General features: G+C 70.8%; 13 protein-coding genes. 5 read left to right on the top strand and 8 right to left on the bottom strand.

Annotation, left to right across the window (positions count from 1 at the left end; genetic code table 11):
* Positions 1 to 16: 16 nt before the first annotated feature.
* Positions 17 to 1,618 carry a methyl-accepting chemotaxis protein gene (locus AB0M88_RS11075; RefSeq protein ID WP_364098874.1) on the top strand — a complete coding sequence of 534 codons (1,602 nt, stop codon included), beginning with the start codon at positions 17 to 19 and terminating at the stop codon, positions 1,616 to 1,618.
* A gap of 16 nt (positions 1,619 to 1,634) precedes the next feature.
* Here AB0M88_RS11075 and AB0M88_RS11070 read toward each other — a convergent pair whose 3' ends face one another.
* The 3 genes from AB0M88_RS11070 to AB0M88_RS11060 all read right to left on the bottom strand — a co-directional run bounded on the left by AB0M88_RS11070 (position 1,635) and on the right by AB0M88_RS11060 (position 4,307).
* The gene (locus AB0M88_RS11070) at positions 1,635 to 3,359 is read right to left on the bottom strand and encodes a DEAD/DEAH box helicase family protein (protein WP_364098871.1); all 1,725 of its coding nucleotides are present in this window, start codon (positions 3,357 to 3,359) and stop codon (positions 1,635 to 1,637) included.
* 70 nt (positions 3,360 to 3,429) lie between these two features.
* Positions 3,430 to 4,044, bottom strand: coding sequence for a TRIC cation channel family protein (locus AB0M88_RS11065; RefSeq protein ID WP_364098868.1), 615 nt, complete (start codon positions 4,042 to 4,044; stop codon positions 3,430 to 3,432).
* A gap of 38 nt (positions 4,045 to 4,082) precedes the next feature.
* Positions 4,083 to 4,307, bottom strand: coding sequence for a DUF3039 domain-containing protein (locus AB0M88_RS11060; protein WP_364098866.1), 225 nt, complete (start codon positions 4,305 to 4,307; stop codon positions 4,083 to 4,085).
* A gap of 148 nt (positions 4,308 to 4,455) precedes the next feature.
* Between AB0M88_RS11060 and AB0M88_RS11055 the strand changes: the two genes are divergently transcribed.
* The 3 genes from AB0M88_RS11055 (at position 4,456) to AB0M88_RS11045 (ending at position 8,591) form a co-directional block, all read left to right on the top strand.
* Positions 4,456 to 5,403 (top strand): pseudouridine-5'-phosphate glycosidase, encoded by a 948-nt coding sequence (locus AB0M88_RS11055; RefSeq protein ID WP_364098863.1) that lies wholly within the window; start codon positions 4,456 to 4,458, stop codon positions 5,401 to 5,403.
* A complete protein-coding gene (locus AB0M88_RS11050) occupies positions 5,400 to 6,332 on the top strand; it encodes a carbohydrate kinase family protein (RefSeq protein WP_364098860.1) in 933 nt (310 codons plus the stop codon). The genes AB0M88_RS11055 and AB0M88_RS11050 overlap by 4 nt, the downstream gene beginning before the upstream one ends.
* Positions 6,333 to 6,494: 162 nt before the next feature.
* Entirely contained in the window at positions 6,495 to 8,591 is a 2,097-nt protein-coding gene (locus AB0M88_RS11045; RefSeq protein WP_364098857.1) for a carboxypeptidase-like regulatory domain-containing protein, read from the top strand.
* 38 nt (positions 8,592 to 8,629) lie between these two features.
* Here AB0M88_RS11045 and AB0M88_RS11040 read toward each other — a convergent pair whose 3' ends face one another.
* The 3 genes from AB0M88_RS11040 to AB0M88_RS11030 form a co-directional block, all read right to left on the bottom strand.
* On the bottom strand, positions 8,630 to 9,127 hold the full coding sequence (locus AB0M88_RS11040; RefSeq protein ID WP_364098854.1) for a DUF3099 domain-containing protein: 498 nt from the start codon (positions 9,125 to 9,127) through the stop codon (positions 8,630 to 8,632).
* A gap of 44 nt (positions 9,128 to 9,171) precedes the next feature.
* Positions 9,172 to 9,747, bottom strand: coding sequence for an HhH-GPD-type base excision DNA repair protein (locus AB0M88_RS11035; RefSeq protein WP_364098851.1), 576 nt, complete (start codon positions 9,745 to 9,747; stop codon positions 9,172 to 9,174).
* An 85-nt stretch (positions 9,748 to 9,832) separates the two neighbouring features.
* Positions 9,833 to 10,261: an ester cyclase gene (locus AB0M88_RS11030; protein ID WP_364098848.1), complete on the bottom strand. Its 429-nt coding sequence runs from the start codon at positions 10,259 to 10,261 to the stop codon at positions 9,833 to 9,835.
* Between the two features lie 101 nt (positions 10,262 to 10,362).
* Between AB0M88_RS11030 and AB0M88_RS11025 the strand changes: the two genes are divergently transcribed.
* Positions 10,363 to 10,758, top strand: a complete 396-nt coding sequence (locus AB0M88_RS11025) for a MarR family transcriptional regulator (RefSeq protein ID WP_364098845.1) — start codon at positions 10,363 to 10,365, stop codon at positions 10,756 to 10,758.
* Positions 10,759 to 10,795: 37 nt separating this feature from the next.
* On the opposite strand, the gene AB0M88_RS11020 is transcribed toward AB0M88_RS11025, so the two are convergent.
* Both AB0M88_RS11020 and AB0M88_RS11015 read right to left on the bottom strand, forming a co-directional pair.
* Positions 10,796 to 11,446 carry an HAD-IA family hydrolase gene (locus AB0M88_RS11020; protein ID WP_364098842.1) on the bottom strand — a complete coding sequence of 217 codons (651 nt, stop codon included), beginning with the start codon at positions 11,444 to 11,446 and terminating at the stop codon, positions 10,796 to 10,798.
* A gap of 7 nt (positions 11,447 to 11,453) precedes the next feature.
* Positions 11,454 to 13,163 (bottom strand): MFS transporter, encoded by a 1,710-nt coding sequence (locus AB0M88_RS11015; RefSeq protein WP_364098839.1) that lies wholly within the window; start codon positions 13,161 to 13,163, stop codon positions 11,454 to 11,456.
* Positions 13,164 to 13,251: the final 88 nt, after the last annotated feature.

Genomic DNA, 13,251 nt, shown 5'->3' with positions numbered 1-13,251 from the left:
CGCGAGGGGGCCTGGCATGGGCAAGGGTCTGGTAGGTGTGCTGGCCGATCGATCGGTCGGCACCAAGATCATGACGGCGGTCGGGGTCGCGGGCGCGGCGATCGCGCTGGTGGCGACCGTCGGTGTGATTGATATGTACCACCTGCACACCAACGCCGAGCGGCTCTACGGCAAATCCATGATCCCGATGACGCATCTGGCCGACCTGCACGACTCCGAACTCAAGTCGCGGCTCGATGTGCACCGGGTCGCGCTGGCCCAGACCCCCAAGGACCGCCAGGACCGGCGGGACGGGCTGGCCGAGACCGACGCCGAGCTGGCCGCGGCCCAGAAGGCGTACCAGGCGACCAGCGCCGAGGCGGGCAGCCCCGAGTTCGCGAAGTTCGTGAAGAGCTGGGACGCGTACCTGAAGGTGCGCGACCAGCAGATGATCCCGCTGGCGATGAAGGGCGACGCGGCCGGCTTCGCCAAGCTGCAGAACGATGTCGCGCAGCCGCTCATCGGCGACGCCGCGGACGCACTCGACGCCCTGCAGGTGCAGGAGACCGCGCGGGCGGCCAAGGAGACGGCGGCGGCTCAGAAGACGTTCGCCGACGGCCGCGACCTGATCCTCATCGTGGCCGGTCCCGCACTCGTGATCGCGCTGCTGCTCGGCTGGTGGGTGACCCGGCTGATCGTCGGCCCGCTGCGCCGCGTCTCGACGGTGCTGGAAGGTGTCGCGGAGGGAGACCTGACCGGCTCGGTCGGCCCCACCCACGACGACGAGGTGGGCCGGATGGCGGCCGCCCTCGACCGGGCCAACGAGCGCACCCGCGCGGTCGTACAGAGCTTCGCGACGAGCACCACGACCCTGGCCGAGGTCGCCGGGCGCACCGCGGCCATCAACGCCGACATCGCGTCCCGGGCCGGCGAGAGCTCGGCCCAGACCGACCTCGTCACGGCCACCTCGGGTGACGTCTCGGCCAACGTGCAGACGGTCGCGGCCAGCACCGACGAGATGCGTTCCTCGATCGCCGAGATCGCGACCAGCTCGTCCAAGGCGGCCACCGTCGCCTCCGAGGCGGTCAACGCGGCCAAGGCCACCAACGAGACCGTCGCCCGCCTGGGCATCTCCTCGGCCGAGATCAGCAACGTGGTCAAGGCGATCAGCTCGATCGCCGGGCAGACCAACCTGCTCGCCCTCAACGCGACCATCGAGGCGGCCCGCGCCGGGGAGGCCGGCAAGGGCTTCGCGGTCGTCGCCGGCGAGGTCAAGGACCTGGCCCAGGAGACCGCCCACGCGACCGAGGACATCACCCGCCGGGTGCAGACCATCCAGATCGACACCGAGGCCGCGGTCGAGGCGATCGGGCAGATCCTCCAGGTGGTCCACGAGATCTCGAACTATCAGCAGACCATCGCCGCGGCGGTCGAGGAGCAGACCGCGTCGGCCAGCGAGATCAGCCGGAGCATCTCCGAGGCGGCCCAGGGCGCGGCCACGATCGCCGAGAACATGGCCGGGCTGTCCGACGCCGCCGGGGCGACCGGCACCGGAATCCGGGACTCCCAGGCCGCCACGGCGGAGCTGAGCCGTACGAGCGGCGAGCTGCAGGAGCTGGTGCGCCAGTTCCGGATCTGAGCCCTCTGAGGCCGTGTCAGAGGGTCTGGATGGTGGCGATCCGCTCCTCGAGCTGCTCGATCGTCGCCTGGGCGCTCGGCGGGCCGCCGCAGAGGCGCCGCAGCTCGGCGTGGATCTTGCCGTGCGGCAGGTTGGTGCGGTGGTGGTGGGCCGCGACCAGGGTGTTGAGCTGGCGGCGGAGGCTGTTGCGGCGCTCCCCCGCGCTCATCGACACCGGTTCCGCCCGCGGGGCCGGGATGTCGGGCTCGGCCGCCTTGCGCTTCTTCTGGGCCGCCATCTGCTCGGCCTGCCGCTTGTTGAGCACCACCGCCACCTGGTCGGCGGTGAGCAGGCCGGGAATCCCGAGGTATTCCTCCTCCTCGGGCGTGCCGGTGAGGGCGCCGGTGCCGAACGAGGTGCCGTCGAAGATGACCTGGTCGAGCTCGGCGGTCGCGGAGAGCGCCTCGAACTGCTTCTCGAGCTCGCCCTCGGCGTTCTCCTCGCGCTGGGCCCGCTCGATCAGGTCGTCGTCGAGCCCGTCCTTCTCCTTGGGAGCACCCAGCACGTGGTCACGCTGGGCCTCCATCTCGCTGGCCAGCCCCAGCAGGTGGGGCACGCTGGGCAGGAAGACGGTCGCGGTCTCACCCTCGCGCCGGGCCCGCACGAAACGGCCGATCGCCTGGGCGAAATAGAGCGGGGTGGACGCGCTGGTCGCGTAGACCCCCACGGCGAGGCGGGGAATGTCGACGCCCTCGGAGACCATCCGCACCGCGACCATCCAGCGCTGCTGGGACAGGGCGAATTGGCCGATGCGAGCGGAGGCGCCCTCGTCGTCGGAGAGGACGATCACGGCCGGCTCGCCGGTGATCTCGTGCAGCAACTTGGCGTACGCCCGGGCCGTCTGCTGGTCGCTGGCGATGACCAGGCCCCCGGCGTCGGTCATGCCGTGCTCGCGCAGCCGGGAGAGCCGGGCGTCGGCGGCCCGCAGCACCTGGGGCATCCAGTCGCCGCGGTGGTCGAGCGCGGTGCGCCAGGCCTGGGCGACCAGGTCCTTGGTCATCGGCTCGCCGAGCCGGGCGGCCAGCTCGTCGCCCGCGTTGGTGCGCCAGCGGGTCTCGCCCGAGTAGGCCATGAAGAGGACCGGCCGCACGACGCCGTCGCGCAGGGCGTCGGCGTAGCCGTACGACGAGTCGGACCGCGAACGCTGGAGGCCGTCGTCGCCGCGCTCGTAGAGCACGAACGGGATCGGGTTTTCGTCCGACCGGAACGGCGTGCCGGTGAGCATCAGCCGCCGGGTGGCCGGCTCGAACGCCGACTTCACGCCGTCGCCCCAGGTGCGCGAGTCGCCGGCGTGGTGGATCTCGTCGAGGATCACGAACGTCGAGCGGGTCATCGTGCGCCGGCGGTGGACGGCCGGGGCCATGCCGACCTGCGCGTAGGTCAGGACGGCGCCGTGGAAGTCGCGGGACGAGTGCACGTCGGCGTTGCGGAAGGTGTGGTCGAGCTCGATGCCGACCCGCGCGGCGGCCTGCGCCCACTGGGTCTTGAGGTGCTCGGTCGGGCAGACCACGGTGACCGCCTCGACCGTGCCGTCGGCCAGCAGTTCGGCCGCGATGCGCAGGGCGAAGGTGGTCTTGCCGGCGCCCGGGGTGGCGACCGCCATGAAGTCGTCGCTGCGGCGGCGCAGGTAGTTGACCAGTGCTTTGCGCTGCCAGTCCCGCAGGGGCGGAAACGTCTCCAGATCGGGCTTTCGCGGGCTCAAGGTCGCGTCGATCCTTCCCTCGGCTCACGGACGACGAACCAGCATAGCCAGGAAAGGCGGCCGGGTTGCCCTACGGCACAGCGACCGGGGCGGACCAGCGGCGGTAGAGCGCGAGCAGGCGTACACCGGTCATGAGCAGGGCGGCGATGACCAGCGGAAACGGCCCGGACAGGCCAAGCGAGTGGAAGACCGTGATAAGTATCGCGCCGCCGAGCGAGACGACGGCATAGATGTCGCGCTGCAGCACGACCGGGATCTCGCCGGTCAGCAGGTCGCGGGCCAGGCCGCCGCCGATCGCGGTCAGCATGCCGATCAGGCAGGCGCCGACCGGGGGCACGCCGGCGGCCAGTGCCTTGAGGGTGCCGGTCGCGGTGAACAGGCCGAGCCCGGCCGCGTCGAGCAGCAGGACCGTACGCCGGAGGCGGCTCAGCTGGGGATGCAGCCAGAAGACGGCGATCGACGCCACGACCGCGGTCACGGGGTACCGCCAGTCGGCGAAGGCGAGCGGGGGCACCGCGCCGATCACCAGGTCACGGACGATTCCGCCGCCGAGCGCCGCGACGAAGCCGACGAAGGCGACGCCGAACAGGTCGAGGCGCTTGGCGATAGCGGCGGACGCTCCCGAGGCCGCGAAAACGGCGACGCCAACGAGGTCGGCCGCGAGCAGGCCGTAACCGCTCGTCACGCGGGGTGTCCGGACAGAGTCAGCTCAAGATCCGAAGATCACTTCTGGAACGAGTCGTAGATCTCTTTGCACTGCGGGCACACCGGCGCGCCCGGCTTGGGGGTCTTGGTCACCGGGAACTTCTCGCCGCACAGGGCGATCACGAACGTGCCCATGACCGCACTCTCGGCGATCTTGTCCTTGCGCACGTAGTGGAACATCTCGGGTCCGGTGTCGGCGTCCTTGGTCTCCGGACGCTCGAGGATCTGCGTGCTCACGGCCATCTGCCCTTCATATGAATTACGGCGTCATCTTCAACCGCCGGCCCCCGAACCGTGCGGCGCAGATTCAATCTCCAACCACCGAGTCTGACACCTCACGCCTGGTCGGTCCAACGACAACTCGACTTTGTGGCGCCGTACCGTAGCTGGCGTGACTGACTTCGCTATTCGATTCGGCGAGCACGTGACCCGGGCCCGCCGCGACGGCCGGCCCGTGGTCGCGCTGGAGAGCACGATCATCTCGCACGGACTGCCGCACCCGGACAACCTGCGGGTGGCCCGCGAGATCGAGCAGACCGTGCGGGACAACGGCGCGGTCCCGGCCACGATCGGCATGATCGGCGGCGAGCTGATCGTCGGCCTCGACGACGAACAGATCCGGCACCTCGCGCTGGCCGGCGACGTGGCCAAGCTGTCCGTACGGGATCTGGCCGTGGCCGCCGCCCGGCGCGCCGACGGCGCGACCACCGTGGCCGCGACCAGCTCGGTCGCCGCGGCGGCCGAGATCGGCGTCTTCGCCACCGGCGGCCTCGGCGGGGTGCACCGCGAGGCCAATGTCACCTTCGACGAGTCGGCCGACCTGACCACGCTGGCCCGCACGCCGATCGTCGTGGTCTGCGCCGGCGTGAAGTCGATCCTCGACGTCGGCGCGACCCTGGAACGCCTGGAGACCCTGGGCGTGGCGGTCGCCGGCTACCGCACGAGGCGGTTCCCCGGCTTCTTCGTCACCGACGGCGGCTTCGACGTCGACTGGCAGCTGGATTCGCCGTCCCAGGTCGCCGACGTCATCCGGGCCCGGTCCGACCAGGGCCTGGGCGCGGGCGCGCTGATCCTGGCCAACCCGCTGCCGGCCGACCAGCAGCTCGACCCGGCGCTGCACGACCGCACGCTCGCCGAGGGCCTTGAACTCCTCGCCCAGAACAGGATCACCGGCAAGGCGGTCACCCCGTTCCTGCTGTCCCACTTCCACGAGAGCACCCACGGGCAGAGCCTCGAGGTCAACGTGCGCATCATCCTGCGCAACGCGGCGCTCGCGGCCCAGATCGCCACGGCCGGCTCCGCGGCGCCGGTGACGCTGGGCTTCGCCGCTCCCGCGTGAGCCGCCCCAGCCCGAGCCGGACCAGCCTGAGCCGGACCAGCCTGCGCCGGGCCAGCGTTATCGTCGTCGGCGACCTGGTCACTGACGTGCTCGTGGCGCACGACGGCCCGATCCAGCCGGGCTCGGACACCGACGCGGCGATCACGGTCGGCGGGGGCGGCCAGGCGGCCAACACGGCGGCCTGGCTGGCCCACGCCGGCGCGGCGGTGACGCTGGTCGCGGCGGTCGGCGACGACACCGCGGGTCAGGAGCGGGTGGCCGAGCTGGCCGCGGCCGGAGTGCGCTGCGCGGTGCGGGCCCACGCCGGCGCGGCGACCGGGAGCGTGGTGGTGCTGGCCGGCCCCGACGAACGCACGATGATCACCGACCGGGGCGCGGCGCTGCTGCTCGACGCGGCCGACGTGACCGCCGCCGTTTCCTCCGCCGACGCCTCCCACCTGCATCTCTCCGGCTATCCGCTGCTGCACGAGGGCTCCCGGCCGGGCGGCCGGGCGGCCTTGACGGCCGCCGCGCGACGCGGCCTGACGACCAGCGTCGACGCGGCCTCGGCGGCTCCGTTGCGGTCGGTCGGCGGGGAGCGCTTTCTTGCCTGGGTACGCGACGTCGACGTGCTCCTCTGCAACGCCGATGAGGCCGACGTGCTGGCCGGCCCGGGCTCGGCGGCCGACCAAGCGGGCCGGCTGACCACACACGTACGCAACGCGGTCGTGAAACAGGGCGCGGCCGGCGCCACGTGGGCATCACGGGACGGCTCGGTGTGGTCGTGGGCTGGTCGCCGCGTACGCGTGTCGGATGCGACCGGCGCCGGTGACGCCTTCGCCGCCGGCCTGCTCGAGGCATGGTCTTCCGGTGCCTCGCCGGAGGCCGCGCTCGCGGCCGGCTGCACCCTCGGCGCCGAGGCCGTCGGCCGCACCGGGGCCCGGCCCTGAGTCCTTTGTCGGTGGTGCCACGACATCGACCTGCGTCTCCCTGGGCTGCCCCCACGGGCCTTCGAAACAGGCATAGGATCCGCCTCGCCGCATGACGCACGGGGGACGTTCACGTCGATGCCTCCGGTCGTTCATGCCCTTGTTTCGACCCGAGGAAGTCACATGATCCGTTCCCCACTCGGTCGTCTTGGAATGGCCGGCGTCGCCGGTCTGCTGGCCGTCGGCGCGCTCGCCGCACCGGCCGCGGCCGCCGCCAAGGGCACCATCCAGGGCACCTTCACCACCAGTTCCGGCGCGCCGGTGCAGTCCGCGTCGGTCTACATCGTCGCAACCGACTTCTCGTCGCAGACCAGCGTCGTCACCGACGCCACGGGCGCCTTCCGGGCCCAGATGCTCCCGGGCGACTACCACGTCTCCTTCGCGTGGGACTCGGCCGTGCAGTGGGCGCACCAGGCGGCCGACGAGGACACCGCCGACACGATCACGGTCGCGTCCGGGCAGACCGTCGAGGTCGACGACCAGCAGCTGCCGACCGGCACGGTCGGCGGTCGCCTCACCTCCGCCGACGGCTCGCCGCTGGTTTCAGCCTCGGTCACCCTGCACCACGGGGTGGACGAGAAGGGCTGGGCCACGACCGACGACAACGGCGACTACTCGTTCGGCGCGGCGATCGCCCGCGACGGATACACCGTGTCGTTCTCCACCACCGACGACATCAAGCAGTGGGTGGCCGGAAAGGCCGACCAGGGCTCGGCCCGCACGTTCGCGGTGACCGCGGGCGCGCAGACCACCGTCGACGACACCCAGCTTGCCCTCGGCAGCGTGCACGGCCGGCTGGTCGACCCGGACGGCAAGCCTCAGTCGGGCTACGAGGTCGACGTGACGCTCGACGACGAGAACGACTACGTCAACCAGACCGCCACCACGGACGACAACGGCGAGTGGAGCGTCTCTCCGGTCTTCCCCGGCGACTACCGGGTCTCCTTCGTCTCGCCCGGCTTCCAGCGCACCCAATGGGCGTACGGCGCGAGCACTGCGGCCGACGCGAAACTGATCACCGTCGCCCCGGGCGGCCAGGCCGAGGTGAACGACACCTGGCTGACGGCTGCCCAACTGGTGATCAACGCGGTCGACTCCACCACCGGCGCCCCGGTGAGCAACTATTGTGTCTGGCTCGAAACCGGCAACGACGCGGGCGGCTGCACCACCGGCAGCCAGATCACCGTCGGCAACCTGCCCGGCGGCACCTTCCCGCTTCAGGTCACCCCCGACTCGAGCACCTACTACCTGTTCTCGCCGCGGAACACGGTCACCCTCATCGCGCGGCAGACGACGACCGTCACGATCCCGCTCGTCCAGGGCGGCAAGGTCGCCTTCTCGTCGGCCGACCACGCGACCGGCGCGCCGGTCAAGGGCACCTGCGCCGTGCTCAAGGTGATCGGCCAGGGCGGCCTCGGCGACGGCTACGGCGACTGCACCAATGCCGTCGGCAAGGGTGTCACCGACAACTCGATCGCGCCCGGCACGTACGAGTTGTTCGCGGTCGCCCCCGGCAAGTACGGCCACCAGTGGGTCGGCAAGCAGGGCGGCACCGGCGACCAGCAGGCCGCCGCGCGCATCGTGGTGAAGCCGGGCAAGACGGTCACCGCCCCGGCGGCGCTGCTCGACCCGGCCGGCACGGTCACCGGCGTCGTCACCGGCTCCGACGGTCAGCCGGTCACGTACGGTGACGTCGCGTTCAGCGCCTGGGGCGACGCGGGCCCGGACTGGGACACCAGCGTCGGCCAGAACGGCGGTTACACGCTCGGCAAGCTCGGCCCGTACGCATGGCCGCTGCTGTTCAGCGCCGGCACCGACCCGCGCCAGTGGTCGGGCAACGTGGCCAACCGCTTCCAGGCGACCGGCGTGCCGGTCACCGCGAACGGCACGACCACGTACGACATCAGTCTGATCAAGGGTGCGACCCTCAAGGGCACGGTCACCATCCCGAGCGCGCCGACGGCCAACTGGCGCCTCAACATGTTCAACGCCGCGACCGGCGACCAGATGGGCAGCTTCGACAGCTCGGCGGCCGGTCCCGGCGGTTCCTACTCGGCGCCGTTGATCGGCGGCTCGACGAAGATCGCCTGGCACTACTACTCGGCCGAATTCGGGCCTGACGGCGACGGTTGGTACAACGGCGCGACCAGCATCGACACCGCTACCAAGGTGGCCATCCCGGCCCAGGGCGGCAAGACGCTCAACCTGCAACTGGGCTGATCAACCCTCTGGGGGGCCGGTGACGCCGGTCCCCCGGGTCAGGCCTGGCGGCGCTCGCGCAGCTTCCCGGTCTGAGGCCGATCGTCGTTCGGCAGCCCGTTCTCGTTCGGCAGCCCGTTCTCGTTTGGAGGCCGGTTCTCGTTCGGAAGGTGGCCCGGGGGCTCCCAGCGCTCGGACTCGTCGACCACGTCGGAGTCGATCGTCAAATACTCGACCTCCTCGGCCGAGTGCTCGGCGAGGGCAGGCTGGGGGCGCTCGGGCCGGGCGCTGGCGGCACGTTCGGCCTTGGAACGGGGCGGCCGGTCGTTGGCGATCAGGACGGCCGCCCAGGGCAGGAAGACCATGCCGGCGGCGCAGAGGACCAGCCAGACCGGGAGCAGCGGAGGGCGGACGCTGATCAGGACCGCGCCGATGATCAGGCAGAGCGCGCGCATGCCCATCATCGTCACGTAGCGGATCTGCCGGCTGCGGAACTGTTCGTCTTGGCTGCGGGCGGCGTCGGTGATGAGGGCGGGCCGCTCCGGCTGCTTCTTCACGATGGGTCTCCGATCGATCCCCCCATCCTTGCACCGCCGTTCAGCTACTGCCCAGCGGCCCGCGCCTCGGCCTTCGCCTGCTTCTTGTACGCCCGGACCTTGGCCAGCGATTCCTCGTCGACGATGTCGGCCACCGACCGGTACGCGTCGACCTCGCCGTAGCCCCCGGCCGCCTCCCGCCAGCCGGGCGGCTGCACACCGTACTGCTTGCCGAGCAGGGCCACGAGGATCTGCGCCTTCTGCTTCCCGAAGCCGGGCAGGGCGTGGATGCGCGTGAACAGCTCGGCCCCGTCCGGCGCGTCCCGCCAGAGGGCCGCGGCGTCGCCGTCGTACCGGTCGACGAGAACCCGGCAGACCTCCTGGACCCGGGTGGCCATCGCCTTGGGGAAACGGTGCAGGGCGGGCGGCTGGGCGAAAATCGCGATCAGCGCCTCGGAGTCGAAGTCGGCCAGCTCGGCCGCGGTCGGCGCGTGCCCGAGCCGCTGCACCAGCACCCACGGCGACGTGAACGCCTTCTCCATCGTGATTTGCTGGTCGAGGGTCAGCCCGATCACCACCGCCAGCGGGTCGCGGTCGAGCAGCGCGTTGGCCTCGGCGTCAATGGGCAGAGAGAACGTCATGCGGTCATACTGCCGCCTCGGGCACCCGGAAGGTACCCAGGACCAGCACCATCAGACCAGGTCGGCCGCTGGGCGCCGGCGGCGGTCACGGCGAAGCCGGTCCCGAGATCTGACCCATGAGCCCCATCAGGTCGGGCGAGACCCATTCCTCGGCGATGCGGTCGCCCACCAGGCGATAGATCTCGATGCTGGTGAAGGCGACCCGGCGATGGGTCGGCGGGACGCCCTGGAACGGTCCGTCGTGGGTGCCCTGGAAGAGGAGGCGCACGGCCACCTTGTCGCCGGCACCGAAGATGTCTTCGACGTCGATACGAAGGTCGGGGAAGCCCTCACGCATGGCCTGCGCACCCGACTTCCAGATCTCCCTCCCGTGGAGGGGGCCGGGCAGCCCGGGAAGGTTGGCGATGAAGTCCGCGGTGAGCAGTTCCACGCACGCGTCGAGATCGCCGCTCTGCAGCGTCTGGACGGCGCGGCGCAGCAGGTCGATGTTCTTCTCGAAAGCTACCGTCTCCACGGCTGTCCCCTCCGCTACCGGAACACTAGGATTTGCTGAACATGGTACACGATGATCCTGGTACACCTTCTTCACGGGACGCGCTCAACGGCCTCCTGGCGGTGTCGATCCTCATGGCGGACGACATGGCCAAGGGGCTGCAGGCGCGCGGCCTGACCCGGGCACGCGCCAACGCCCTGTGGGAGATGGCGCGACACGACCCCCTGACCCAGCGGCAGATCGCTGACCTGCTCCACGTCACGCCACGCAACATAACGAAACTGGTCGATGCGCTGGAGCAGGACGGGTTCGTCACCCGCACCAGCCACGCGACCGACCGCCGGGCGGTACTGGTACGTCTCACCAAGAAGGGTGAGGCCGCGGCCGCGCGAATGGAGTCCGAGGCCAACGCGCTGGCGCACGAACTGTTCGGCGACCTCTCACCGGCGGACGTGACAACGGTCGTCCGCGCCTTCGACCAGGTCGCCGCGCGGGTCGGCGGGGCCGGTCAGCGCTGACGCCGCGTCGTCATCCATCCGGCCCTCAGCACGTCGCTCAGGCGGCGCTGAGCACGTCGCTCAGTCGGCGGTCGCGCAGGGAGGGCAGCTGGAGGTCGGCGTCGAGGGGGAAGGCGGCGGTCATCGGGTTGGGGACGGCTACGCAGTAGAGGCCGGCCCCCTTGGCCGCGGCGATGCCGTTCGGGGAGTCCTCGACCGCCAGCGCGTCCGCCGCGGGCACACCCAGATCGTGCAGGGCGAGCTCGTAGAGGGCCGGGTCGGGTTTGCTGCGGGCAACCCGCTCGCGGGTGGCCACGGCGGCGAAGCGGTCGGTCAGGCCGAGCTGGGTCAGGAAGCGGGAGACCCAGGCGGCCGAGGAACTGGAGGCCAGGCCGATGCGGAGGCTGAGGTCGCGGGCCTCGTCCAGCCAGTCGATCACGCCTGGTCGCGGGCTCTCGGCGGCGATCAGGCGCTCGAAGTGGTCGCGCTGGGCGGCGGCCACGGCCTCCGGGTCGAGCGGGCGGCCGAGGACCGACCCGAGGTGCGCCAACGGGCTCCAGGTGGCGTCGGTGGTGCCGATGACCTGGGAATAGACCGCCTGGTCGAGCGAAGCTCCGTAGGAGGCGTACACCTCCTGCCAGGCGGCGAACTCCGGTGTCTCGGTGTCGAGGATCGTGCCGTCGAAGTCGAAGATGATCGCGGTCCGCACGTGACCATCATGCCGCCTCGTATTCGACGTCCTCCTTCTCTTGCTGGGCGGCCTCGTCGTGGATGTAGATGCCGCCGCGGAACAGCGAGACCACGGCGCCGACCACGGCGAGGACGGCGGCCAGCGTGAAGACCACGGTCAGGCCGCTGTGGAACGGATCGGTGAGCAGCTGGGGCAGGAAGGTTTTGCCGGTCAGCGTGTGGACGGTGGCCGCCGGCAGGTGCACGCCGGCCGCGTTGAGCAGCGAAGCGATCGGGTTGCTGCCCAGGAAGGCGGCGAACATCAGGCTGACCGGGGGCACCGCGGCGACTGCCGCGACCGCTTGATCCGGTACGCCCTGGGCGGTCAGCCCGCTGTGCAGTGCCCCGGGCAGCGACGACGACAGGCCGGCCACCAGCAGTGAGAAGAAGACGCCGATCGACAGCACCATGCCGCCGTTCTGGAACGTGGCCCGGATGCCCGAGGCGACGCCCCGCTGGTCGGCCGGCACCGCGTTCATCACCGCGGTCGTGTTCGGGGCCGAGAACAGGCCCGAGCCGACGCCGTTGACGAACAGCAGCGCGGCGAAGACCGGATAGTCGAAGTTGATCGGGATCAGCAGCAGCCCGACGAACGAGAAAGCCATGATCACGAGGCCGCCGGTGGCGAAGAGCTTGGCGCCGTACCGGTCGGAGAGGAAGCCGGAGACCGGGCCGGCGACCACGAAGCCGACGGTGAGCGGCAGCAGGTAGATGCCGGCCCAGAGCGGGGTCGACTCGAACGAGTAGCCGTGCAGCGGGAGCCAGATGCCCTGCAGCCAGATGATCAGCATGAACTGGAGGCCGCCGCGGGCGATCGCGTTGAGCAGGGCGGCCACGTTGCCGGCCCAGACCGCCTGGATCTTGAACAGGCTGAGGCGGAACATCGGCTGCTCGACCCGGGTCTCGATGAACCCGAACAGCCCGAGCAGGACGGCCCCGCCGATCAGCCCGGTCAGGACCATCGGGTTGGTCCAGCCTTCGGTGTGACCGCCGTACGGCTGGATCCCGTACGTGATGGCCGCGAGAAGGGCGGTGAGCCCGACCGCCAGGGTCAGGTTGCCCCACCAGTCGACCTTCACCCCGGGCCGCCGGGAGGCGGTCTCCTGGAGGTTCTTGTACGCCCAGAACGTGCCGATCGCGCCGACGATCACGCTGACCCAGAAGATGGCCCGCCAGTTCCAGGCCGACAGCACCCCGCCGAGCACCAGCCCGATGAAGCTGCCGGCCAGCCCGGCGACCTGGTTGACGCCGAGCGCGGTGCCGCGCTGCCGGGCCGGGAACGCGTCGGTGATGATCGCGGTCGAGTTCGCCATGATCATCGCGCCGCCGACGCCCTGCGCCACCCGGAACGCGATGAGCCAGATCGCGCCCGCGGAACCGCCGAACGGGACCAGGGCGAGCGCGATCGACGCCACCGTGAAGACCGCGAACCCGGAGTTGTAGATCTTCACCCGGCCGAACATGTCGCCGAGCCGGCCCAGGGTCACCACCAGCACCGCGGTGACCAGCATGTAGCCCATCAGCATCCAGAGCAGGTAGCTGACGTTGCCGGGGGCGAGCGGGTCGAGCTTGAGCCCGTCGAAGATCGCCGGTAGAGAGATGATCAGGATGGAGGCGTTGACCGTCGCCATCAGCATGCCCATGGTGGTGTTGGTGAGCACCGACCACTTGTAGGGGATCCGTCCGCCGCCGGCCATTACCGCGCTCCCTCCGAGTGTTTCATTAGCCATGCTAACTACTTTCGAGCCGGGTGACACGTGTTCGACACCACGTGCGGACTAACGT

This window comes from Actinoplanes sp. NPDC051411, assembly GCF_040682075.1.
In the GTDB taxonomy this organism is placed as follows: Bacteria; Actinomycetota; Actinomycetes; order Mycobacteriales; family Micromonosporaceae; genus Actinoplanes.
The sequence above is the reverse complement of the archived record's forward strand: the minus strand, read 5'-3'. Positions and strand labels throughout refer to the sequence as shown.